The organism is Nonomuraea sp. IBHARD001 (genome assembly GCF_056106265.1).
Genome location: NZ_JBWBBW010000002.1, coordinates 7,232,435 through 7,255,208, shown reverse-complemented (window position 1 = coordinate 7,255,208; position 22,774 = coordinate 7,232,435). Strand labels below are relative to the sequence as shown.

At 66.9% G+C, this 22,774-nt stretch carries 18 protein-coding genes and 1 pseudogene; 8 read left to right on the top strand and 11 right to left on the bottom strand.

Annotation, left to right across the window (positions count from 1 at the left end; translation table 11 throughout):
- Window positions 1-723: 723 nt before the first annotated feature.
- On the bottom strand, window positions 724-951 hold the full coding sequence (locus ACTWNK_RS34605) for a hypothetical protein (RefSeq protein WP_474309119.1): 228 nt from the start codon (window positions 949-951) through the stop codon (window positions 724-726).
- Window positions 952-1,213: 262 nt separating this feature from the next.
- Here ACTWNK_RS34605 and ACTWNK_RS34600 point away from each other — a divergent pair, with 262 nt between their 5' ends.
- Window positions 1,214-1,792: a single-stranded DNA-binding protein gene (locus ACTWNK_RS34600; protein ID WP_474309118.1), complete on the top strand. Its 579-nt coding sequence runs from the start codon at window positions 1,214-1,216 to the stop codon at window positions 1,790-1,792.
- A 281-nt stretch (window positions 1,793-2,073) separates the two neighbouring features.
- Here ACTWNK_RS34600 and ACTWNK_RS34595 read toward each other — a convergent pair whose 3' ends face one another.
- Window positions 2,074-2,463: a hypothetical protein gene (locus ACTWNK_RS34595; protein ID WP_474309117.1), complete on the bottom strand. Its 390-nt coding sequence runs from the start codon at window positions 2,461-2,463 to the stop codon at window positions 2,074-2,076.
- Window positions 2,460-2,783 (bottom strand): annotated as a pseudogene (locus ACTWNK_RS34590) (transposase); the annotation flags it as partial. The pseudogene ACTWNK_RS34590 and the gene ACTWNK_RS34595, both read right to left, overlap by 4 nt.
- A 1,682-nt stretch (window positions 2,784-4,465) precedes the next feature.
- Here ACTWNK_RS34590 and ACTWNK_RS34585 point away from each other — a divergent pair.
- From ACTWNK_RS34585 to ACTWNK_RS34570, 4 genes are all read left to right on the top strand, one after another.
- Entirely contained in the window at window positions 4,466-5,785 is a 1,320-nt protein-coding gene (locus ACTWNK_RS34585) for a GGDEF domain-containing protein (RefSeq protein WP_474309116.1), read from the top strand.
- Between the two features lie 188 nt (window positions 5,786-5,973).
- The gene (locus ACTWNK_RS34580) at window positions 5,974-6,798 is read left to right on the top strand and encodes a lysostaphin resistance A-like protein (protein ID WP_474309115.1); all 825 of its coding nucleotides are present in this window, start codon (window positions 5,974-5,976) and stop codon (window positions 6,796-6,798) included.
- Between the two features lie 243 nt (window positions 6,799-7,041).
- A complete protein-coding gene (gene ettA, locus ACTWNK_RS34575) occupies window positions 7,042-8,706 on the top strand; it encodes an energy-dependent translational throttle protein EttA (protein WP_474309114.1) in 1,665 nt (554 codons plus the stop codon).
- Window positions 8,707-9,872: 1,166 nt separating this feature from the next.
- Window positions 9,873-10,298 carry an acyl-CoA thioesterase gene (locus ACTWNK_RS34570; protein WP_474309113.1) on the top strand — a complete coding sequence of 142 codons (426 nt, stop codon included), beginning with the start codon at window positions 9,873-9,875 and terminating at the stop codon, window positions 10,296-10,298.
- A gap of 1,376 nt (window positions 10,299-11,674) precedes the next feature.
- On the opposite strand, the gene ACTWNK_RS34565 is transcribed toward ACTWNK_RS34570, so the two are convergent.
- From ACTWNK_RS34565 to ACTWNK_RS34545, 5 genes are all read right to left on the bottom strand, one after another.
- A complete protein-coding gene (locus ACTWNK_RS34565) occupies window positions 11,675-12,028 on the bottom strand; it encodes a hypothetical protein (protein ID WP_474309112.1) in 354 nt (117 codons plus the stop codon).
- A gap of 23 nt (window positions 12,029-12,051) precedes the next feature.
- On the bottom strand, window positions 12,052-13,668 hold the full coding sequence (locus ACTWNK_RS34560) for a glycoside hydrolase family 13 protein (RefSeq protein ID WP_474309111.1): 1,617 nt from the start codon (window positions 13,666-13,668) through the stop codon (window positions 12,052-12,054).
- 142 nt (window positions 13,669-13,810) lie between these two features.
- Window positions 13,811-14,206, bottom strand: a complete 396-nt coding sequence (locus tag ACTWNK_RS34555) for a globin (RefSeq protein ID WP_474309110.1) — start codon at window positions 14,204-14,206, stop codon at window positions 13,811-13,813.
- A gap of 202 nt (window positions 14,207-14,408) precedes the next feature.
- A complete protein-coding gene (locus tag ACTWNK_RS34550; protein WP_474309109.1) occupies window positions 14,409-15,389 on the bottom strand; it encodes a mechanosensitive ion channel family protein in 981 nt (326 codons plus the stop codon).
- A 570-nt stretch (window positions 15,390-15,959) separates the two neighbouring features.
- Window positions 15,960-16,247, bottom strand: coding sequence for a hypothetical protein (locus ACTWNK_RS34545; protein ID WP_474309108.1), 288 nt, complete (start codon window positions 16,245-16,247; stop codon window positions 15,960-15,962).
- A gap of 298 nt (window positions 16,248-16,545) precedes the next feature.
- Between ACTWNK_RS34545 and ACTWNK_RS34540 the strand changes: the two genes are divergently transcribed.
- The 3 genes from ACTWNK_RS34540 to ACTWNK_RS34530 all read left to right on the top strand — a co-directional run bounded on the left by ACTWNK_RS34540 (window position 16,546) and on the right by ACTWNK_RS34530 (window position 20,508).
- Window positions 16,546-18,108, top strand: coding sequence for an XRE family transcriptional regulator (locus ACTWNK_RS34540; RefSeq protein WP_474309107.1), 1,563 nt, complete (start codon window positions 16,546-16,548; stop codon window positions 18,106-18,108).
- Window positions 18,105-18,590: a GNAT family N-acetyltransferase gene (locus tag ACTWNK_RS34535; protein WP_474309106.1), complete on the top strand. Its 486-nt coding sequence runs from the start codon at window positions 18,105-18,107 to the stop codon at window positions 18,588-18,590. Before ACTWNK_RS34540 ends, ACTWNK_RS34535 begins: the two co-directional genes overlap by 4 nt.
- 220 nt (window positions 18,591-18,810) lie before the next feature.
- The gene (locus ACTWNK_RS34530) at window positions 18,811-20,508 is read left to right on the top strand and encodes a tetratricopeptide repeat protein (protein WP_474309105.1); all 1,698 of its coding nucleotides are present in this window, start codon (window positions 18,811-18,813) and stop codon (window positions 20,506-20,508) included.
- 119 nt (window positions 20,509-20,627) lie between these two features.
- Here the strand turns inward: ACTWNK_RS34530 and ACTWNK_RS34525 are convergent, their stop codons facing one another.
- Genes ACTWNK_RS34525 through ACTWNK_RS34515 form a run of 3 tightly spaced genes read right to left on the bottom strand, consistent with a single transcriptional unit; the run spans window position 20,628 to window position 22,707 of the window.
- Window positions 20,628-21,797, bottom strand: a complete 1,170-nt coding sequence (locus ACTWNK_RS34525) for an MAB_1171c family putative transporter (RefSeq protein WP_474309104.1) — start codon at window positions 21,795-21,797, stop codon at window positions 20,628-20,630.
- Between the two features lie 8 nt (window positions 21,798-21,805).
- Entirely contained in the window at window positions 21,806-22,291 is a 486-nt protein-coding gene (locus ACTWNK_RS34520; RefSeq protein WP_474309103.1) for an ImmA/IrrE family metallo-endopeptidase, read from the bottom strand.
- On the bottom strand, window positions 22,288-22,707 hold the full coding sequence (locus ACTWNK_RS34515) for a helix-turn-helix domain-containing protein (protein ID WP_474309102.1): 420 nt from the start codon (window positions 22,705-22,707) through the stop codon (window positions 22,288-22,290). The genes ACTWNK_RS34520 and ACTWNK_RS34515 overlap by 4 nt, the downstream gene beginning before the upstream one ends.
- Between the last annotated feature and the right edge of the window lie 67 nt (window positions 22,708-22,774).

Genomic DNA, 22,774 nt, shown 5'->3' with positions numbered 1-22,774 from the left:
GGAGGTTTGGGGGGTGAGGGTTGGTGGTGGCGGGGTTTGTCGCGGTGGGGTTTTGGTGGTGGTGGCGTCTGTCGGTGGTGTGGCGGGGTTTCGTTGGCGGGAGCTTCGGCTGGTGTGAGGGGCTTGGTCGGAGTGGGGCTTTGAGGGGCTCAGGTCTTGACGAGGGACGTTGGGCCTTGGGCTTTGGGGCGCTGTGGCATTGATCTGGGCTGCGGCACCTCGGGCGAGGCATGAGGCTTGGGTCAGGTATGTGCGTCCCTGCCGGGGTACGTTGCGCCCCACCCTGCCCCGCTCTGCCCCGCCTCGCCTCGACCTGGCCTGCACTGACCGTCCTTGCCCGACCTGGCCCGCCTCGCCCCCCGTTTCGACCTGCACTGCACCGACCACCCTTGCCCCGACCTGCCCTGCCCTGCGTTGCCCTTGCGCCGACCATCCTTGCCTGGCCTGACCTGCCTTGCCTTGCACTGACCCTCCTTGCCCGACCTGGCCCGCATCGACCTCCCCCACCCCACCCCACCCCGACCTGCTCCGACCTGCTCTGCCCCGCTCCGACCATCCTTGCCGGATGCGCGGAGCTCGCACTGGTCTCGCTGTATGTCAAGGCCGCACCCCCTACGCCACGTCGGCGGCCCCACCAGTCCAGCCTGCTCTACCCCTCCTTCCAGGCCAGCCGCTCCCCGTCCCATCCACACCCAAGCTCGCCATGCGAGGAAACTTCCGCCTCTAGACTCCCGCCTCCCTCACCTCCCTCACCTCCCTCACCTCCCTCACCTCCCTCACCTCCCTCACCTCCCTCACCTCCCTCACCTCCCTCACCTCCCTCACCTCCCTCACCTCCCTCACCTCCCTCACCTCCCTCACCTCCCTCACCTCCCTCACCTCCCTCACCTCCCTCACCTCCCTCACCTCCCTCACCTCCCTCACCTCCCTCACCTCCCTCACCTCCCTCATGCCCTCGCCGTCCTCGCCCCTCAGCAGACGTGTGGCGACACAGGCTCCCTCACATACGGCGCCAAGGCCCACTTCCTCTCGCCTCCCACCACCAGCCCTCCAAGCTCCTCCCTCATCCACAGCTCTCCTCCCTCATCCACAACCCCACCCACCCGCATCCCCCTCTTCCACAGAATGCCGCTCGGAGTCCCCCGCCCCCCACCCGCCAAGCCACCCTTCATCCCACGGGCATCCCGGCCCACCCGCCCGATGGGAGACAGCGATGAACGACATCTACGTCACGATCACCGGCAACGTCGCCGCCGAGCCACGCCAGCACACATTCCCCGACGGCGCTCGCGTCACCTCACTACGCGTCGCCACCCGCCACCGCTACTACGACAAGAAGACCCAAGAATGGACCGACGGTGACACGGTCTACTACGCCATCCGCTGCTGGCGAGCCCTGGCAGACAACGCCGCCCAGTCCATACGAGTCGGCCAGCCGGTAGTCATCCAAGGCAAACTCCGCTTCCGAGAGTTCGGCCCAGAAGGTGACCGCCGCTTCATGCCCGAAATCGAAGCCATGGCCATGGGCCACGACCTCCGCTGGGGCATCGGCACCTTCGCCCGCCCCGAACGAGGCACCGGCACCAGCAGCCTCTCACCCGACATCCGAGACCGCCTCGACAACGACACCAGCGACTGGGCCCTGGCCACCACATCCACCACCCCCACGCTGGCCCCCCTCGAACTCCTCAGAACCGCCGCCCACTCCGAATCCCCAGGAGACGCAGGCAACACCAACCACGAGGACGACGGCGAAGAAAAGTGGCCCACAGAGGAACAGCCCGCCGCCTAACAAAACCCACCGGGGTTGGCCCGTATCCACAGGCTCAACCCCCAGACTCAGCCGCCGCACGCTCAGCACTCACACGCTCAGCCCTGCAGGCTCAGTCCCCACACCCTCAGCGCTCACAGACTCAGCCATGCAGGCTCATCACCGGCGGCCCCTAGCACCCGACTTCGTGCTGCAGCCCCAGGAATGTGTAACCCACCCACTCACCTCTCTTCTGCACCCCCACCATGGCGCTGAATCTGGAGGAATAGCCAAGACCTGTGGGTGGGCCGTGTGCTCGAGGGTTATCTGGGGTCGTCGGTCTGCCAGGGGTAGAGGAACTGGTCGGGGTGCAGGCCCCATGCCTGGATCGTGGTGAGTAGCTGCGGCTCGCCGGTGGCTGTGGTGTCCCGGATGAGGGCGGCTCCGAGGTCGTAGTCGAAGCCGTCGAGGAGGCTGGCGTCGTAGTCCCAGTGCTTTAGGAGGAAGGTGCGCGTGTGGTCGGCGCGTTTCCATCCCTGCATGCGTGCGTGGGTGTCGGCGGGCGTGGTCTGTGGGGTGATGGTGACGAAAGCTCGCCGAGTGGGTCCGGACGCCGGGACTTCTGTGACCAGCGGCTGGCCGAGTCGCAGCGCGGTCAGCTTGTCGGCGGGCCAGCCGGGGCCGTCGCTGGCCGGGTGAGGGGAGGTGCTCACGCGGCCGCCTTCGCCGGTCGTTCGACGAGCCTGCCGTTCGTGAACTGGGCTCCGGCGCGTGCGAGCGCGGCGAGGTGCGGTGCGTTCACCAGGCGCGGACGGGCCTGGGCGGACTCGATGAGCTTGAACGCCGTGGCCAGGCCGGCGGTACGAGATCCGGGGCCCTTGGTGGCAATGGTGAGTTGCCGGACGGTCTCAAACGTCGACTCGATCGGATTCGTAGTGCGCAGGTGCCGCCAGTGCTCAGCCGGGTAGCTGAAGAACTCGATCAGGCCAGGCAGGTCATCGATCACCTTGGCGACGGCCTTGAGGTACTTGGCGCTGGCTCCCGAATCTGTACCCGGCCGCTTCCCATGCCGCCTACAGCTCTCCATCCCGATTACCGCTTCCACCTCACCCACTGCATCCATCGCGAATCCAGCCTCCCAGCCCGTCCCCCTGCCTTCCGCATTGCTGAGCTCCCTGCATCCCCACCTCTCGCAAGCCGATCTGCTCAACCGCAACCCCTGTACAACCTGCCTCCAGAGGGCCAGAGCCACCACACCTCCCTTCGCTCACTCCCTCAACCTCGGAGCACCTGTTCACCTGCCTACCCGCTCGGCCTGCTCACTCCTCCAAATGCCGCGCTCATCACATAGCACGTCCAACCACACAACCACGTCGCCAAGCACCTGCTCCCACTCCCATTTCCTCAGCGTCAACCGCCAGCCCGCCCGTTCAACTACCTCTCACCACGGCCATACCAAACATTCATCGACTAGTCGCACGAAACAAGTGAGCGAAACCACCCTTCAAAGCCCTCTATCGCCTGCAGTCTCGCCAATAGCCATCTATCTGCTCATTTGATCCCAAACGCCATCGAACTTCCGAAGTGTAGTCGCCTTCCGTGTGTTGCTACGCGTACTTCACTGCCTCCAGGAGGTGCTCCCGACACTACGTCTTCCTTCGCCGGCTTCCGTTGCTGCCTACCTACCGGGGAAGCGTCGTTCGCCGACTGCAGTAGGTGCGTGCATCCAGCACAATCGCTGCTGTGACGCCGTGACGTGGCTAAGGGTGGGTTGGTTGCTTACGGCGTCAGGGGGTTCGCGCGTAGTCAACGCTTGCAAGCGTCCTCAAGCCTTTGGGGTGCGCTGCAGTGCCGCTCGCTCAGTGTTGTTCCTGGAGCGGAGTTTTCAGTCGCTACCGCAGTCCGGGATGAGACATCGCGTCGCCGGGGGGCTGGGCGGTCACCGGGGTGGCTGGACGGCGGGTCGAAGTTGGCCTTCGGCTTTCGGGGCGGGTGTTGAGGCCTGGCTGGTGTGGCCCTGAAGGTGTTCGGCCCGTAGGGCTTCATGCTTGAGGGTTTGCGTCCAGGAAGGGGGTTTACCTTTGAGGTCTTTTGCTGGTGGCAGGTCAACTCTTGTGTGACGAGGATCCCGAGTGTCCGTTTTGTGAACGGCTGGGGCTTGGGGCGCTCCGCCTGTGCTGCTCAATCGGAGTGGTTGAGCGGGCGTTCGCAACAAATGCACATACCGGCGTTGTGGTCGTCGATCGAGGTGATACCGAGGGTGTTCCGGATGTCCATACCGATTGCCTATCCCGACACCGGTAGCTATACGGGGGAGGAATTCACTGGAGAAAAAGGAGAGAAGAAAGGCGCAGGGGTGGCGGTTGGGGGAGGAGATGAGGGAAGGTGGCAGAGATTGGTTTTTGGGCATGACGAAGCGCAACGTGGAGGGCGGGGGCATCGGCCGCACGCTGGATCCCGGTGGCTAGGCCTGCCGGAGTCCCGGGGGATCGGCCGATGGTGCTTTCGTCAGCTGGTTAGAGCACCTGTCAGGTCCAGGTCACGCCCCGCACCATGGCTGGCTCCTTTCCCGCACGGTCCGCCCGCGGTGTGGGCGGTCCCCTGTCGGTGGCCGCTGGTCACACGTGGCCACGCTGCCAAAGGTAGCGGTTCCCGTCGCGCGACGCACACTCCGCAACTATTGTGTTACACATCGTTAGTCGAGTAGGAGGCGAGATGGCGGCGACCAGTCACACCTCGGTCCAGCCTCGTGACGGTGTGTCCACCCTGGCTGGCCGGTGGCCACTCCTGGGGCAGCGCCGTGCGCTCGTCGCCTATATCAGCGGGATCGTAGCGCTGGATCTTGTCGCCATCGTGTACTTCGTGGCATCGGCCCCCTTTCGTTGGCCTGACCTGCTGACCTTTGCGGCGTTGATGGGATGTGGTGCGGTCTGCATAGAGGCGACCAGGCGTCTGGGGATGCCGGCGGGCGTGGCTCGCGATCTCCTGTCCGCCTGGTGGTTGCCGGTGGCGTTGTTGCTGCCGCCGGTCTATGCGTTGTTCGCACCGATCCTGCTCCAGGCGCTGCTGCAAGTACGGGTCAGAGCCACGGTGCTCTACCGGCGTGTGTTCAGTTCGGCGGCGATCGGCCTGGCGGCGTGCACGGCGTCGGTGGTGTTTCACACTGCGGTTCCCGACATCTCGGTGTTGTCGAGCGGCAAGGGGGCGTCCATCGCGTTGGCGATCGGGTGTGCCGCGTTGTTCGCTCTGCTCAATACGGGGCTGATCGCCATCGCCGCGCATACCGCCGACCCGGACATACGCTGGCGTGAGGTGCTCTGGGATCGGGAGAGCGCGCTCCTGGACGTCGTGGAGCTCTGCCTCGGCATCATGGTCGCCATCGCCTGCGGCCTGAATCTTGCGCTTCTCGTGTTGACCCTGCCGCCCGTGGTGCTGCTGCAGCGAAGCCTCTTGCACGCTCAGCTCCAGGCCGCCGCCAGGACTGATCCCAAGACCGGGTTGCTCAACGCTGCGGCTTGGCAACGTGAGGCCGATACCGAGATCGTTCGGGCTCGCCGTACTGGGGAGACGCTTGCGCTGCTCATCATCGACATCGATCACTTCAAGCGCGTGAACGATACCTATGGTCATTTGGTGGGCGACCAGGTGTTGATCGGTGTGGCCGCCACATTGCGTAGTCAGTTGCGTGACTACGACGTCGTCGGGCGATTCGGCGGCGAGGAGTTCGTGGTGCTGCTGCCCAGGGCGGACATCTCTGAGGCCCGCCGAGTGGCTGAGCGACTCCGTACTCGGATCGGTCGGATGGCCGTACCCGCTGACGATGCCATGATCACCGTTACGATTTCTGCCGGCGTGGCGCTCATGACGACGCACGGCAATGACCTCATCGAGCTTCTTGCGGCTGCTGACCTGGCGTTGTATCGGGCGAAGGAGCTTGGGCGCGACCGTATCTGCCTACCGGCTCAGCCTCAGCTTCCTCAGCCTTCGCGTCCGCCCAAGACGGAGACGACTTCTGCTGAGGACGCTTCCGCCTGACCGGTTCGCGGGTGAGTTGTGTGTGGGGGCGGTTGTTCCTGGTGGGGCTTTGAGGGGTGCCTGGGGAGGAGTCTGGGGCGCATACAAAGGATGACTTGGTGACCGGGCTTGAGGGGGAGGTTGGGCGGTTCGGGGCGGAGGAGGATCGTTGTATGGGTTCTTCTCGGAGTTGGGTTGTTGGGGCAGGGGTGGCGGTATTCGTCCTTGCCTATGGATGGCTGGTGGCTACTGGGCATGGCGAGATCGTCACGTCTACTGATCCGGGTGCTTACCGGCTCTCCTTGTGGGGGGCTGTGGTGCCTGCGGCGGCTGCGATGGGGCTGGCTTGGCTGGTGGCCGCCAAGCGGGATGTGCCGTTGCCGTTGGTGGACTTGCCTCGTCGGCGTCTTCTCAGGGAGGCGTGGCTGCTGGTTGGGCTGGCGCTGGTGTTCGCGTTCGTGCAGTTGGTGTGGCCGGATATGGGGCTGCTGTATGCGGTGGTGAAGGTGGTGTTGCTGCTGGTGGTGCCGTTGGTGGCGTTCCGGGTGATCAGGGGGGATGGAGCCAGGGCCGGGGCGATTCCGGTGCCGGTTGCTTGGCTTGCGCCGGTTCCTGCGGTGGTCGCGTGGTTCGTGCTGTCGCAGGTGGGGCCGTTGGCGGTGCCTGCTTCGCCGGACTTGCCGGACATGGTGACGCTTGTTGTGGCCTCGGTCTTCACATTGCTGACGGCTGGGGTGCTGGAGGAGGTGTTCTATCGCGGGTGGCTGCAGACGAGGCTGGAGGTGCTGTACGGGCGGTGGGTGGCGATTTTGGGGTCGGCGTTGCTGTTCGCGGCTATGCATTCGTCTCGGGTTGATCTTGACGCACCCTTGTTGGGGGTGGCTTCGATCGTGGCTTTTCAAGGGGTGTTCGGGGTGATGCAGGGGTATCTGTGGGCCCGGTATCGCAACATTTGGGCGATCGTCTTCATTCATGTGGTGGTGAATCTGGTCTTCGTTCGGTTGTTGCTGGCGCCGTTGATCACTGGAGGGTGAGGAGGATGTGCGGCGTGGGCGAGGCTCTTCGTCGCCTGTCGCCTGTCGCCTGATTGGGGAGGTGCGGGCTGAACGGGGGGCGTTGGGGTGGGGAGCGGAGTCGTGAGAGGAGCGTCCCTTCGGATGCGGTGGGGGTGACTGGGGAGGCGCTGGGGAGGGCTTGCCGTACTTGGGGGTTTTGGGGGTGTTGGGGGTTGGAGTGGGCGGGTGGAAGGGCTATGGGGACGCCCTAAGCTAGAGGGCATGGCCGAGTACATCTACACGTTGCAGCGTGTGCGCAAGGCGCACGGAGACAAGGTTGTCCTCGACGACGTCACGCTGTCGTTTCTTCCCGGAGCCAAGATCGGAGTGCTCGGTCCTAACGGCACCGGCAAGTCGACGCTGCTCAAGATGATGGCCGGTTTGGAGCAGCCCTCCAACGGCGATGCCAAGCTGATGCCGGGGTTCACCGTCGGCATGTTGCAGCAGGAGCCGCCGCTCAACGAGTCGAAGACCGTGCTGGGCAATGTCGAGGAGGGGGTCGCCGAGACCAAGGCGATGCTCGACAGGTTCAACGAGATCGCCGATCTGATGGCGACCGACTACAGCGACGATCTGCTGGCGGAGATGGGCAAGCTGCAGGACCAGCTTGACCACCGCAACGCCTGGGACCTCGACAGCCAGCTCGAACAGGCTATGGACGCGCTGCGCTGCCCGCCGCCCGACGCCGATGTGTCACAGTTGTCCGGTGGTGAGCGTCGCCGCGTGGCGCTGTGCAAGCTGCTGCTTGAGGCGCCTGACCTGCTGCTGCTCGACGAGCCCACCAACCACCTCGACGCCGAGAGTGTGCAGTGGCTGGAGCAGCATCTGGAGAAGTACCCGGGGACTGTGCTGGCCGTGACCCACGACCGGTACTTCCTCGACAATGTGGCCACCTGGATCCTGGAGCTCGACCGCGGACGTTGTTACCCGTACGAGGGCAACTACTCCACCTACCTCGAAGCCAAGGCGCAGCGTCTGAAGGTCGAAGGCCAGAAGGACGTCAAGCGCAAGAAGCGGCTTGAGGATGAGCTTGAGTGGGTTCGCTCCAATCCGAAGGCGCGTCAGACCAAGAGCAAGGCACGTCTCCAGCGTTATGAGGAGATGGCCGCCGAGGCGGACAAGCACCGCAAGCTCGACTTCGAGGAGATCCAGATTCCGCCGGGCCCGCGTCTGGGCACGACGGTGATCAAGGCGGAGCAGCTCACCAAGGGGTTCGAGGACCGGGTGCTGATGGAGGGGCTGACGTTCGATCTGCCCCGTAACGGCATTGTCGGTGTGATCGGTCCCAACGGTGTCGGTAAGACGACGCTGTTCAAGATGATCACGGGTGGAGAGAAGCCGGACGCCGGAAAGATCATCATCGGCGACACGGTCAAGATCTCGTACGCGGACCAGAGCCGTGGTGGCATCGACCCGCAGAAGAACGTCTGGGAAGTCGTTTCCGACGGGCTCGACTACATCAAGGTCGGTCATGTCGAGATGCCGTCCAGGGCGTATATCGCGGCGTTCGGGTTCAAGGGTCCGGATCAGCAGAAGAAGTCCGGCGTGCTGTCCGGTGGCGAGCGCAACCGGCTCAACCTGGCGCTCACGCTGAAGCAGGGTGGCAACGTTCTGCTGCTGGACGAGCCGACCAACGACCTCGACACCGAGACGCTGTCCTCGCTGGAGAACGCACTGCTCGACTTCCCCGGCTGTGCTGTGATCACCTCGCACGACCGGTGGTTCCTGGACCGGATCGCGACACACATTCTGGCGTGGGAGGAAGGCTCGAACTGGTACTGGTTCGAGGGCAACTTCGCCGACTACGAGAAGAACAAGATCGAGCGGCTGGGCGCCGACGCGGCTCGGCCTCACCGGGTTACTTATCGGAAGCTGCATCGGGACTGATCGGCTGATTGGGTTCTGTGTGGCGTGGCGTTGCTCCTCCGTCGGTGGGTTGGCGGGGGAGTTTCGCTTTGGTGGGTGTGGGTGTGGGTGTGGGTGTGGGTGTGGGTGTGGCGGGGGCGTTGGGGGAGGCGGGGGTGTGGATGTGTGGAGGTGGCGTGCGGTTGGGTCCAATGGGTGGATCGGCGGTGGGGGCGGTGGGATGTGTTGGTTTCGGGTGCGGTAGTGGGAGAGATGAGCGGAGTGCGCTCGGGGAACGGCGGCGTGAGGAGGGGCGGGGCAGTCGGGGGGCAAGGTCGTCTGCACTGCGGGGCCGGCTGTCTGCGTCGAGCTGGCTGTTTGTGTCGGGGTGGGGGCTGGTGTTGAGGGAGGGGCTTGCGGATGGAAGGGCGGGATGGGGGAGGAGTCGCTTGCGGAGATGTGTAGTTGGCGTGGGTGGGAGTGGGGTGTGAGGCGGCTCTTGAGTTGGCCGGTACGGCAAGCCCAATGGTGAACCATGCCGACATCACGACACTCGCACGGCTCGTCCCGGTCCTTGCGTCGGCCGGTACGGCGAGCCCAATGGTGAACCAGTACGGCGAACCTCTGTGCAACCTCTACGGCGAACCAGTGCGCAAGTCTCTAGGGCTAACCACTACGGCAAGCCGTTCCCTGCGCCTCCGTGGGAGCGTGGTTGAGGTCTGCTGAAGGGACGCTTCTCCAGTGGACTTCGCCTGTGGAGGCAGACGGACGGGGCGGGGGTAGACGGTGTGGGCGAACGGTCATGGCTTGGGCGACTGGCTATGGGCGAGTCGTCGTGGGGGTGTGGCTATGGGCTGGTTGTCTCGATCGAGTCGTCATGGTGGGCGCATGGACACATTGGTGCGTAGGTGGATTGGTGCGTAGGTGAATGGACGGGTGGACAGGCGGGCGGGCGGATGGGGATGGGTGGGCGGGAGATCGTGAGCGGGAGAGGGGAGGGAAGGCGGGAGCGAGGGAGGGGAAGGTGGGGGGCGTCAGGGGTGAGTCGTTGAGGGACCGGCGGGCTAGCCTCAGCCCGACCTCAGGTGTGAGCCCGGCCTTGGGAGTTGGTAGTCCTCCGGGAGTTGGTCGTCCTCGGCGTTGACGTTGCTGAGGTTCTTCGCTCACCCAAGACGTGAGTAGCCTCGGGGACCCGGTAGTTTGGCCGGATGGTTGACTCGGGTCTTGGTGTTGGGCGGCATGTTTATCAGCGGGCCGTGCGGTTTGCGGATATTGATTCGCTGGGGCATGTAAACAATGTGCGGTTCTTTGACTATCTGGAAGATGCGCGGGCGGCGATGTTTTATGTCGATCCCGTTAAAGAGGGGCGGGAGCCTTATCGGGGGCTTGTTGTTTCTCGGCATGAGATTGATTATCGGCGGCCTTTGACGTTTCGGGTTGAGCCGGTGCGTGTGGAGACGTGGGTGAGTGAGGTTCGGGCGGTTCGGTTCACCTTGCATTATGAGATTCGGGATGAGCGTGAGGTGTTTGTCGCCGCGTCGTCGGTGATGGTCGCGTATGACGTGGCGGAGTCGCGGCCGAGGCGACTGGTGCAGGAGGAGCTGGACTATCTCAAGCGTTACTGCGTGGCCTGAAGTCGGCGGGGGATGGGCTGTGGTCGCGTGAGTTACTGCTTGGTGGGGTGCTTGTTAGCGCTGGTCGGGGTGGGTGTTTGAGCTCAAGGCCTTCCGGCGGGGGCTGGGGCGGAGTCTGGGGCCGAGCTTGGCGTCGATCCTGATGTGGTCTGGGGAGATGGAGGCGGGACATCGCTGGCGGGTGGCTCGTTCTGGTGGGAGTCCCAAGGGCGCCAGGGCACAGGGGGCTTGGGAGGCAGGTCGGCCAGACGTCTAAGCAGGTCGCGCGGGCTCCAGGCCCTCAAGGAGCCAAGCCTCAAGCTCCCAAGCCCCTGGGCTCTCAAGCCCTAAGGCCCCTGGGCCCAAGCCCTCAAGCCCCGGGCCCAAGCCCTCAGCCCTCAGCCCTCAGCCCTCAAGCCCCCAGGGCTTCAGGCCTCGGGCTTCCAGGCCTCGGGCTCCAGGCCCCCGGGCCCCCGGGCCCCCGGGCCCCCGGGGCCCAGGGTCCCAAGCCCCAGTTCTCAAGCCCCAGTGCCCCAGCTCCAGGGGGCAGGTCCGAACGGTGCAGGTTTCGGACTGCTGATGCCTCGTCGGCTTCACCAAGATGGCACTCCAGGTGTCCTGCACCTGCACCTGTTTCAACGGCTCCAGGTAGGCGGTCCAATGTCCTCCAAGAACTCCCGCCTACCCAGTGCCACCACTCCTCCAGAAAGACGCCACTCACCCCGCCAGGAGCTCCCATGAGAGCGCCGAACGGAATGGGGTAGACGTCAGCTGCAGCGACGCATTCGCCCAGGTCGTGCAACATGTCACTGGAGGAGCAGCTCACCCCGATGGGAGCCCTGATGGCGCTCGGCAGGGGGCGTCCGCCACGGTGTCGCGTCCGTGCAGATCGCCTGGGTTGTGTCGGGCGGGGCGGCTCACTCCGTGAGGAGCTCCAAGGGTGCAGGCGGTCGGAGAGCTCTAGGAGCGCCCAACACAATGCGACGGTAGGCGTCAGACGCAGCGCCACCCCCGCGCAGGCCGCGCGGGCTGTCACCGAATGGGCGCCCCACCCTGCCAAAGCCCAAAGGAGCGCAAGCCGCCGGAATGCCCCAAGGAGCACAGCCTGTCGGAACGCCCTATGGACCGCAGGCTGTCGGGAAGCCCGAAGAGGCGCAGGCTACCCGAAGCCCAAGGAGCCCAAGAGGCGTAGCCCGCCCGGAGAGTCCTACGAAGCGTAGTTTCCCGAGCCCAAGGAGCCCCGAGGAGCGCAGGCTGTCGGGAAGCTCGAAGAAGCGCAGGCTGCCCAAGGAGCCCAAGGAGCCCAAGGAGCCCAAGGAGCCCAAGGAGCCCCGAGGAGCCCAAGGAGCCCCGAGGAGCCCCAAGAAACCCCAGGAAGCGCAGCCTGCCAAAGAGGCCTACGGTGTGCAGGCCGTGGTGCTGGTGGTGACTGACTCCACCAGGAATGCGCCCTTGGTGTCCTGTACCCCCTCGAACGGGTCCAGGCAGAACGACTTCGGTGTCGCCGGGTTGCCGGCGAGTTGCCCGGTCACCGTGACTGTGGTGAGGGTCTTGTTGAGGATGGAGCGGGTGACGGTGGTTTCGCCGGTGTGGGTGTGGTCGCCTTCGGGGTGTTCCTCGTGGGAGCCGCTGTAGTACGGCGACTCCCACGTGCACAGGCGGCCTTCGGAGCAGGCGCAGGGGCCGCTGGGGGCGGCGGCGCCCAGCAGGGACAGGACGGCTATGGGCATGATGAAGATCAGGCGTTTCATGATGATCACAGTATGTGATCGACCTATCGCTTGACGTGAAGCCAGACGGCGGTGTCGGGGGGAAGAAAGCCGTCGTCGGGCAGTGCGGCGCTGGCCATGACGACACGGCTGTGCGGGGGAAGCGGCACAGGGCCGAGACCGCAGTTGATGGCGCAGATCAACGGCCCACGGGCGAAGAAAAGTGAACCTTCGGGGGAGTCCAGCCACTCCAGGTGGTAAGGGAGCCATTCGCGAAGGTCACGGCGTATGGCGAGGGCCTCGCGGTAGAACTCCAGCGTCGAGGACGGGTCCCCGTCCTGGTGTGCGGCGCTGAGATCGGCGAACTCGGCGGGCTGCGGCAACCATGGCGTACTGCCCTGCGGTGCGAAGCCGTACGGTGGGGCGTCGCCGGACCAGGGGAGGGGGACGCGGCAGCCGTCGCGGCCGGGCAGGGTGCCGCCGGACTGGAAGAAGATCGGGTCCTGGCGCGCCTCGGCCGGAATGTCCTTCACCTCCGGAAGGCCGAGCTCCTCACCCTGGTAGAGGTACGCCGAGCCGGGCAGTGCGAGCATGGTCAGCAGGGCGGCCTTGGCCCGCATGAGGCCGGTGCCGGGCTCCTCGGTGCCGTAGCGGGTGCGGTGCCGTACGACGTCGTGGTTGGACAGGACCCAGGTGGCGAACGGGACGGTGGCGAGGGTGTTGTCGATGACCGTGCGGAAGGCGGTGGGGGACCAGGGGGCTTCAAGCCAGGCGAAGTTGAAGCTTTGGTGGAGTTCGTCCGGTCTGACGTAGAGGGCGAGGTCCTCGGGGGAGTCGGTCCACACCTCACCTACGGCCATGCGTTCGCCGGGGTAGGAGTCGAGGACCTTGCGCCACTCCCGGTACACCTCGTGCACCTCTGGACGGCCCCAGATCGGCGATACGGACTTGAACGACTGATCGCCTATGTCCGGCAGGCCCTCGGCCTTGTAGAGGCCCATGGCGACGTCGATACGGAAGCCGTCGACGCCGCGGTCCAGCCAGAAGCGCAGGACGTCCAGGAACTCGGCATGCACGACGGGGTTGCGCCAGTTGAAGTCCGGCTGCTCGGGGGCGAACAGATGCAGGTACCAGCGGCCGTCGGGCGTACGCGTCCAGGCGGAGCCGCCGAAGGTGGACTGCCAGTCGTTGGGAGGGGCGTCGCGGTCCTTCGCGTGAGAATCGTCCGGCTCGTGGGAGGCGCCCGTCGCGTGAGAATCGTCCGGCTCGTGGGAGGCGCCCGACTCCTGGAAACCGTCCGGCTCGTGGAACATGTAGCGGTCGCGGCCCACCCCGCGTAGCGCCTCCTGGAACCATGGATGGGCCGAGGAGCTGTGGTTGGGCACGATGTCCACGATGACCTTCAACCCGAGCGCGTGCGCGTCGCCCACCATGGCGTCGAAGTCGGCCAGCGTGCCGAACATCGGATCGACATCGCGGTAGTCGGCCACGTCATACCCGCCGTCCGCCATGGGCGAGGTGTAGAACGGGGTGAGCCAGATGGCGTCCACACCCAACTCGGCGAGGTACGGCAGGCGCGAGCGTATGCCCGCCAGATCGCCGATGCCGTCGCCCGACGCGTCGGCGAAACTGCGGACGTAGATCTCATAGACGACGGCGTCACGCCACCAGGGGATGTCCATACGCGATGCCTTGCCCCGGAGGACAGCCGGTTATGCGCGCCGCCACCCGGCTCGGCAGTCGGGCTATGCGTACCCACCGTTCAGCTCGGCAGCCGACCAGGCGCGCAGCAACCCAGCGCCCAGCCATACGCCCCCGCCCGCGTCACCCGTGCGCGTTGACCATGCTCTGGGCCGCGTAAACAAGGTAGTCCCACAGCCGGGTCTCGTGCTCGGCGTCAAGACCGAGGGACTGCACGGCGTCGTGCATGTGCTGCAGCCAGGCGTCGCGGGCGGCGGTGTCGATGACGAACGGGTTGTGGCGCATGCGGAGGCGCGGATGGCCTCGCTCCTGGCTGTAGGTGTTGGGGCCGCCCCAGTACTGGATGAGGAACAGGCGCAGCCGGTCCTCGGCCCCGTCGAGGTCGTCCTCCGGGTACATCGGGCGGAGGATCGGATCGCTCGCGACGCCTTCGTAGAAGCGGTGCACGAGCCGCCGGAAGGTCTCTTCGCCCCCGACGGCGTCGTAGAAGGAGGATGCGGGTGAGGAGGGCTCGGTCACCTTCCAAGCCTATGGTCTACGCGGTGATGGCGATGCCCGCCAGGTCGCCCACCGCGTCGCACCGGCCTCGGGCGATCTACGCGGTCGCCCGCCACACCATACCGGCCGCAGGCGACCCCGCCCGAGCCTGAGATGGCGATCTCCGCCAGGTCGCCCGCCACCTCGACCCGGCCGCAGGCGACCACGTCCCCACCCCGGCCGCCTACGCCGTGATCGCGATGCCCGCCCTGTCCAGCGCCGTCTTGACGCGGATGCGGAGTTCGCGGGCGACCTCGGCCTGGCGTGACGGTACGGTCTTCGCCGAGATGCGGAAGATCATCGAAGTGTCGGAGAGCTGTTCGAGGCCCCACACGACCGGCTGTTCGACGATCACCGACTCCTTGTACTCGGTGTCCTCCCACATCTGCTCGGCGACCTCGTTGAGCACCTCCCGCACGGCGGGGATGTCGGCGTCGTAGCCGACCGGCACGTCGAGGTAGGCGCGGGACCAGCCCTGCGACTCGTTGCCGACGCGGGTGATGGTGCCGTTGCGCACGTACCAGACGCGGCCGTCGGGGTCGCGCAGGCGGGTGACGCGCAGGGTGACGGCCTCGACGGTGCCGATGGCGGCTCCGGCGTCGATGACGTCGCCCACGCCGTACTGGTCCTCCATCAGCATGAACATTCCGGCGATGAAGTCCTTGACGAGTTCCTGCGCGCCGAAGCCGATGGCGACGCCGAGGATGCCGACGCTGGTGAGCAGGGGGGCGATCGGGACCGAGAGCCGTTCCAGGACGGTGAGGATCGCGATGCCCATGATGACGATCGAGGTGATGTGCCGCAGGACCGAGCCCATGGTCTCGGCGCGCTGCTTGCGGCGTTCGTGCAGGAGGGCGTCGATGCCGTCGGTGGCGCCGGGGTTGCGGCGCAGCCTGCCGGTGATCGAGGTGCCGGACCCGGCCCGGTTGACGATCCGGCTGATCAGCCGGTGCGCCAGGCCGCGTACGACGAAGGCCAGGACCAGGATGACCACGATGATGATCGCGCCCGCGACGATGGTGGCGTAGACGCCGCCCGGCAGGAAGTCCTTCACCCATCCCTCCACATTGCTGACCGCCGTCTCGGTGTCGAACGGGTCGAACGACGGAGCAGTGGGCGATGTCGTACTACTGGGCGTCGGCGACGGCGTCGGCGCGAAAAACACGAGGTAGATCCCCTCCGGAAGCAGTTCGATCGGCAAAGGGATTTTAGGCTGTTATGACCCATGCCCTCCGCCGATCGAACCGGCCGCCGTCACATCACGCCGGGGAAGACGGGGTCGTCAGGTACCGGGGCCGCGGAGGGCGGGACCTGACGCTCCGGTGACGGACGGCTCGGACGGGACACACACCCGGAAGCATGTCCCGTGCCGTTTCCGGGAGGGATCCCCCGAACGCCCCCCGGGCTGACCCGGAGAGCGGCTCTGTCCGCACGACGTCGCCGCCGTGCGAGCTGTGACCCACCGTGACCTCACCGGATCCCGGGAGTACGGCGGGCGAAGCGGATCGTGCGAGATGCTCGCGCGACGGATCGGGCGAAGCCTCCCGCACGGAGGCCTGCGCCGATCCCGCCTTCGGGGCGCAGAGGTGAAACGCGCAGAGATGATACGGAACCGGCGGAGCGGCCTGGGGCTCTGTGACGAGGCCCTCCGCACCGGACACTCCGCCGGTTCCGTGTGACCGCGACGGGAGCGATGAGCCGAGATGACTGCGCTTCATCCGGGTCACCGCCTGCCTCACTCTCCCACCGCGGCAAGCACGCGTGCGACCTTGGTCGCGGCACCGGCCGGATCGTCGGCCGTGTGCATGGGCTCCCCCCAGGACCAGCAGTACCACCAGTCGCGAAGCTCGTCGGGCACCGTGGTCGCGCGGCAGGTGACGTTCTCGGCGAGGCTGGTCGCGTTGGGGTTGATCACTCGAACGAACAGCCGTCCGGACGATGTGCGCACCACCCGAGCGAGCAGCCCGCGATCGCCGAGCTCTTGCACCAGGCGCTCCAGGTGACCGAAATTGTCGTCCCCCACCTCGTGACCCTCCCTCGAATCGTTGCTGGTTGGCCAACCATCGCCCACTAGGGGGCGGCGGTCAACGCGACTTAGGGGGTCACGAGGATGGGCCTTGTCCCAAGCGGGTATTAAGAAACAGCCCGGCGGCGGAGGATTCTTAACCGTAAGCTTCAAGGGCACATTTTCAACCTGTCATGCATGGTCCATCATTCTCAGTAGGCGCAGTGCAACCCGAAAGCTACGCTGCGTCAGCGGAAGTGGACCGGTCGGGACATGTGAGTCAGCCCGCCCAGCTGCTCACGAGAGAGGGGCCGGTATGTCCGGCAGGCAGCACAGGGAAACGGAGATAGCCCGGCGGATCAGAGCCAAGGGTCTCGCCGCAGGTCGCACGTCTCCTCAGATCGCTGAGGAGATCCATGAGGCGTGCAGCCCGCAGTTCGGCACGACCAAGATCAAAAGCCATCGTCTATCGCACGGCATCGCCCTAGCCGATGTCATCGAGCAGGTCAGGGCGCTGTTCGAGCGCGACGAGAAGCCTCCGCCAGGAATCGGGGAGACGCTGCTGTCCGCCTACGAGAGCGGACTGAAGAGGCCGGGGCCCGAGTATCTCCACTATCTGTGCTCCGTCTACCGGGTTGAACCGGTCGCCCTCGGATACGAGGGCCCGTGCATCTGCGGCCACGGCCATCGGATGCCCGGTGTCGTCCGAGGCGACCTCCAAGAGGGAAGACCCGACATTCCCCCTAACTCGCGCGAGCTGTGGATCCAGCCGATCAGCAGCGACCCCTCCGCGAGTGGGGGCGAGGAGGACGAGAACGTGCTACGGAGGACGCTTTTACAGCTCCTTGCCGGCACTGGCGTCGCGCTGGACGGCCAAGTGCTGGGCGCTGTCGAAGGCATCAGGCGGCGCATGGACGACACCCTGGTGTCGGCCAGTGTCTCGCCGGCGATGCTGGACCAGTGGGAGGAATCAACCGTCGGCTTCGGCCGTCAGTACATGAACACTCCACCACTCCGGCTGCTCTGCGACGTATTGCTGGAGTTCAGCGCTGTTCGGAAGGCCATCGACCGTCGACAGCCCGTCGACCTGCAGGAGAGGCTGTGCCGGATGTCCGCGCAGCTTGCGGGTCTCAGCGGGATGATCATGATCGACCTGGGCGACCACAGGCTCGCCAGGTCGTTCTTCCGCACCGGACGCACCGCCGCCGACGAAACCGGCGACCGCGCGCTCCGGGCATGGGTGACAGCACGTGAGGCGCTGGTCCCGCTCTACTACGGGGACCCGCGCGAGGCACTCAATCTGGCCAAGAAGAGTCGCGACCTGGCAGGGCAGACGTCCTGTGCGGCTCAGGCCATGGCACCGGTCGTCGAGGCCAGGGCGCTTGCCATGCTCTCGGGCAACGGCAAGAAGGACGTCGTCGACCAGGCCAAGCGGGCGCTTTCGCGGGCGAGGGCCGCGTTCGCCCAGCTGGGCAGCCACGAGCAGGAGGATGCCACCTTCGGCTACACCGAACGTCAGCTCTACTTCTACCAGGGTGACGTGCTGACCAAGCTCGGCCAGACCCTGGAGGCGGAGGTCATTCTTGAACAGGCGCTGGAGAAGTACTCCGGCGATCTGCTCGACCAGACGCTGATCAGGTTCGACCGCGCGCAGTGTCGTTTCCTTGAGGGTGATCCCGAGGAAGCGGTGCGCATGGCCGTCGAGGCGTTGCGCCTCGTCGATCCGGAGTATCGGACCGACATCATCATGCGGAGAGCCGGAGACCTGGAAAAGGTCATCCAGGGCAAGTACGGCGACGTCGTGCCTGGCTGGCAGGATTTCCGCGACGAGATGCGGCCTACCACCGCGGTGTTCGACGGAAGAGGGAATCTTGCATGACGCTGAAGATCAGGAGGTATCGCTGGTCCGATCTTGAGGCCGTCTGGGCATTGCACCAGATCTGTCTCGCCGAAGTCGGGCTGGCTCCAGGGGACGGGGTCTATTACGAGGACGACTTCCCGAGGATTCACGAGATCTATCTCGCCGCAGGCGGGGACTTTCTCGTAGGGGAGGTCGACGGCGGCAGGGTCGTGGCGATGGCAGGACTTCGCCCGATCGACGCGGCCGTCGCGGAGATGTGCAGGCTCCGCGTGCATCCGGAGTTCCAGCGCAGGGGTTTCGCGGCCACGATGGTCGCCAGGCTCGAACAGCGCGCCACCGAGCTGGGCTTCCGCACCGTGCGGGGGGACACCACGCTCAACCAGCAGGCCGCCATGTCGCTGTATGAGAAGCTCGGCTGGCGGGAGACGTCCCGGCAGCAGGTCGGTGACCTGATCGTCGTCTACGGCGAGAAGCACCTCAGCCCCGCTCTCATCACTTAACCAACGCACCTCCCATATCACTAAGGCCAGGCCCATCAAGGGCCTGGCCTTATGTCTATCTGGTAATCATCCTTGCTCGATATAAACCTTGATAATCGCTGATTTGTCCGAATAAGTTTGTGTTTTACCCGGCGCGGAAAAGGGGAAGCATGAAAAGGATCATCGTCAGGAAACCTGGCACCGCCAAGCTCACGGGGACCGCGAGCGTCATCCACAAGGGGTGAGCGCCTCCGGGCACACCAGGGTCAAGGGCGCCCCTGACGGCTCGTGGGAGGTGGGCGACTCCCTTCTTCTGCCCCTCATCGACGCTCATCGCAGGCCAGGCGGGCCGTACACGGTCGCGCGAGCACTTCTGCGACATCTGGTGACCTTGGAACGTTCCCCGGGGCTGCTCGACGCCCACGACATCGAGATCCGTGCGGCGGCACCCGACCTGCACGATCGGGTGCCCGCCCGCCGCACCGGCGTCGAGGCCGCACTGCCGGACGACGAACGCATCCTGGTGCCGGCTCCCCGGCGTACCCTGCGCATCGCCAACGGCCTGGCCGAGTACGCCATGGCCGCGACGCCACCCGGACACACGCTCGCCGTGTGCAACGCGGCGCATGCCGATGCGACAGACCAGGAGTTCCTCGACGTTCTCATCCGGAGGATGCCGCCTGCGGTGCTGCGCCTGACGGTCTTCGAGGAGGGGCCGTCCGCACCGCCCGACCCGCGCGGGCCCGACGAGCTGTGGACCGAGGTCGACCGGTGCACCCGCGAAGGCTTCCTGCACACGGTGGCCGAGCTGGGCGAACTGGCCCTGTCGCAGGTCACGGGCGAGCACCCGCTGTGGTGGCGGCTCCTGCAGCGCACCGCGACGGCACTCGGCGGCCTCGGCCGCCACGACGAGGCCCGCACCTGGTGGGAACGCGCCCGCAGGAGCAGCCAGGACCCGGCCGTGCACGCCGCCTCCGCGTACGGCACCGCCATGCTGGACGCGAGGCATCCCGATCCGGCCAGGCGCGACCTGGGCAGGGCACGAGGCTGGATCAACCAGGCCGTCGCCATCTCCACCCTGCTGCCCGACCCGGCCGAGCGCGCGTTCAAGCTGGGCTTCGACCGCAACGGCCTGGCCCTGATCGAGCTGCGCGAAGGTCGCAGGGCCGAGGCGCTCGCCCTGGTGGAGTCGGCGATCGTCCTGGCCGGTGAGCTGGGCGATCGCCATCCCGTGCATCGCATGGTGCTGCTGGCCAACCGGGCGCAACTGCTGGCGGGCCTGGACAGGCAGGAGGAGGCGCTGGCCGACTACACGGCCGCGATCGCCCTGGATCCCGCCTTTCCCGACCACTACCTCGACAGGGGGAACCTGTGGTTTCGCCGGGACCGGCCCCGGGAGGCGCTGGCCGACTACGAGCAGGCCATCGCGCTGAGCCCGCCGCTGCCCGAGGCGTACTACAACCGGGCCGAGCTGCGCCTTTCGCTGGGTGAGCTGGAGGCGGCGCGTGCCGATCTGGACCGGGTGATCGAGCTCGACCCCGGCTACCTGGACGCCTATGTGAACAGGGCCGGGCTGCTGGCCGCGCTCGGCCTCGACGAGCAGGCCAGGGCCGATGTCGAGACCGGCCTGACCCTGTCGCCCCGCCACGCGCATCTGCTCGCGGTGCTGGGCCAGCTCGAAACCACGGCCGGAAGGCACGACCAGGCCGCATTGGCCTTCGAGGAGGCACTGGCCGCCGATCCCCGTCTCGCCTCGGCCTGGGCCAATCGGGCGATCCTGCGCTTCGACACCGGGGACGCCGAGGGGGCGGTGGCCGATCTCACGCAGGCGATCACCCTGGCGCCCGCACCCGACCTGCATGCCAACCGCGCGGTGGCCTACCGGGCACTGGGCCTGACCTCCCAGGCCGAGCAGGACGAGGCCCTGTCGCACGGGTGATGCGCCACGGGTGATGTCGGCCGCCCGGCCATGTGCGCACGAGGAGCGTCGAGCGGAGGGGCCCCGCCCTGTGCCGGGCCGGGGAGCAGGGGAGGGCGGAGCCGTACCTGCTGGGTCGGTCAGGGAGGTTGCGGTGCGAGTTCGGTGAGCAGGGTGTGCACGAGGGGGCAGTGGCGGGTTGCTCTGCTGATGGCCGCGAGCCAGTTGGCCTCGCCGGTGAGGTCGGCGGCCGTGTGCAGTGGGGGAGGGGCGGTGGGCAGGGGGGCGGCTCCGGCACGCAGGCGGCGCAGGGCCAGTGCGATGCACACCGCCTCGGCCACGACCAGCGCCTCGTCCGGGTCCAGCCCGTGCGCCAGGCCGCGCCGGTGCGCCAGGTCATGGGCTTCGGCGTCCAAATGGTGGTAGAGCGGCCCGATGACGGCGTCCCTGATGCCGATCACCCTGGCCCGTAACCTGGCCCTCGGCCCTCGTGCCCGCACGGGAGCGTTCCTTGCGCCGACGTCGAGCGCCGCCGCCAGCGGTGCGAGCCTGCGCAGGGCGAGACGGTCGGCCCAGCTCGCCGCGGCCCTGGATCCGGGCGCCGGGAAAGCCAGGGCGGCGGCCACGCAGACCACGACCGGAGCGAGCAGGAGCATCTGCACCCCGCGAGGACCGTTGTCGTGCCAGGGCAGCGCGGCTCCGGCGAGCACGGCCAGTTGGTACACGATCTTGTGCAGACTGTGCAGCAGCCCGAGCGCGCAGGCGGCCCTGATCAGCCCGACACGCACCCGCAGATGACGGCTGTCCATCCGTACGGCGGGCCACCCGTGACGCAGCACGGCGGCCAGCGTGAGGACGAGATAGACCTGCGGCACCAGCAGATAGGCGGCCAGCGCCGGATCGCGGGTCCCCGCGCTGCCCGGGATCTCCGCGCCCAGCCGGTAGGGACCCGCCAGGTAACACAGCCCGAGCAGCATGAGCCCGCCCGCGAGCAGGTGCCGCCGCCCGGCCATGGCATAGGCGCGGTCAGGGGCGACGACCCCGGCGAGGAAGGCCTCACCGTGGTAGGCCATGACGATGACGACGGCGTGCTGAAGCAGCAGGGGCAGCATGGGAACGCCACCGGTGTGGCGCTGGATCCACCAGTACACCGCGGGCAGCCCCAGCAGCAGCACCACCAGCAGGGCCGACAGCATGATCACGAGCGCCCGCGCGGCGGCGTCGCCCGGCCGCCGCGCCATCAGGACCAGCCGGTAGGCGAGCGCCGCGAGGAGCAGGACGAGCAGGCACCGATGGATCAGGTCGGCCATGCCGGGCCTCAGGCCTCGAAGATCTGGGCGAGCCTCTCGGCCGGGGTCCCGCCCGCGGGCCGTGGGGGTGGCGCCGTCCGACGCAGGTCGAGCTGCAGCGCGGCCACATAGGCGAAGGTCTCGGCCTCGCTCTCGTGCCGGTCGCCGAAGTCCAGCGCGTGGCGCCGCATCACCGTGCCCACGAGGCTCTCGACGGGCGTCGTGTGGCCTTGGTGGCCGAACAGGATGTGGCCGAGTTCGTGCAGGACGATGTGGTCCTGATGGGTGGCGGAGGTGCTCTCCTCGTAGCAGATGTAGTCGCAGGAGCGCCCGGCCAGCCACAGGCCGCTGGCGCCGATCGGGGCCAGCGACAGCGGCGCGAGCACGATCGGCCTGCCGCGCGTCACCCCGACCCTCCGGCACAGCTCCCGGGTGTCGCAGGAAGGGAGGTCGAACCCGCCGAGCAGCTCCCGGCATCGGCGTTCGACCCTGCGGCGGCCGCTCCAGCGCCTCAACGAGGGCCGTCTCCCCGCTCGCGGGGCTCCAGGCCTTCCAGCCTCCGCAGCTGCTCGGTCAGGTGGGTGACGGCTTCGAGGCTGCCCTTCGACAGGCCCACCATCCGGCTGGCCATGTGGGTGATCTCGGCGTCGCGCATGACGGAGGAGAGTTCGAGTTGTGCGTCCACGTGTTCGGCGGTCTCTTCGTCGAAGAAGTAGGCCACGGGCACGCCGAAGAACTTGGCGAGTCGTTCGAGCGTGTCCTTGGTCGGGTTGGTGTTGCGGCCCGAGCGCAGGGCCGACAGCAGGCCTGTGGACAGGCCCGTCGCCGCCGCCACGGCGGGGTGGGTGTAGGGCTTGCTGCCTTCTGGACGTACCTGCCGGAACAGGTGGTCCACTTTGTCCTGCAGTGTCCGTGGCGAGTGGTCGCTCATCGTGCGTCTCTCCGTGCTGTCAGCAGAATGACCGTCGCCCCCGTTGTGTCACTGCGGTGATTGTACC

Bases quoted from the DNA above. Each gene is read 5' to 3' on its own strand.
- ACTWNK_RS34565 (WP_474309112.1), bottom strand. From the start codon at position 12,028: ATGAAACGCCTGATCTTCATCATGCCCATAGCCGTCCTGTCCCTGCTG.
- ACTWNK_RS34535 (WP_474309106.1), top strand. From the start codon at position 18,105: ATGACGCTGAAGATCAGGAGGTATCGCTGGTCCGATCTTGAGGCCGTC.
- ettA (WP_474309114.1), top strand. From the start codon at position 7,042: ATGGCCGAGTACATCTACACGTTGCAGCGTGTGCGCAAGGCGCACGGA.
- ACTWNK_RS34605 (WP_474309119.1), bottom strand. From the start codon at position 951: ATGAGGGAGGTGAGGGAGGTGAGGGAGGTGAGGGAGGTGAGGGAGGTG.
- ACTWNK_RS34585 (WP_474309116.1), top strand. From the start codon at position 4,466: ATGGCGGCGACCAGTCACACCTCGGTCCAGCCTCGTGACGGTGTGTCC.
- ACTWNK_RS34525 (WP_474309104.1), bottom strand. From the start codon at position 21,797: ATGGCCGACCTGATCCATCGGTGCCTGCTCGTCCTGCTCCTCGCGGCG.
- ACTWNK_RS34560 (WP_474309111.1), bottom strand. From the start codon at position 13,668: ATGGACATCCCCTGGTGGCGTGACGCCGTCGTCTATGAGATCTACGTC.
- ACTWNK_RS34515 (WP_474309102.1), bottom strand. From the start codon at position 22,707: ATGAGCGACCACTCGCCACGGACACTGCAGGACAAAGTGGACCACCTG.
- ACTWNK_RS34570 (WP_474309113.1), top strand. From the start codon at position 9,873: ATGGTTGACTCGGGTCTTGGTGTTGGGCGGCATGTTTATCAGCGGGCC.
- ACTWNK_RS34540 (WP_474309107.1), top strand. From the start codon at position 16,546: ATGTCCGGCAGGCAGCACAGGGAAACGGAGATAGCCCGGCGGATCAGA.
- ACTWNK_RS34600 (WP_474309118.1), top strand. From the start codon at position 1,214: ATGAACGACATCTACGTCACGATCACCGGCAACGTCGCCGCCGAGCCA.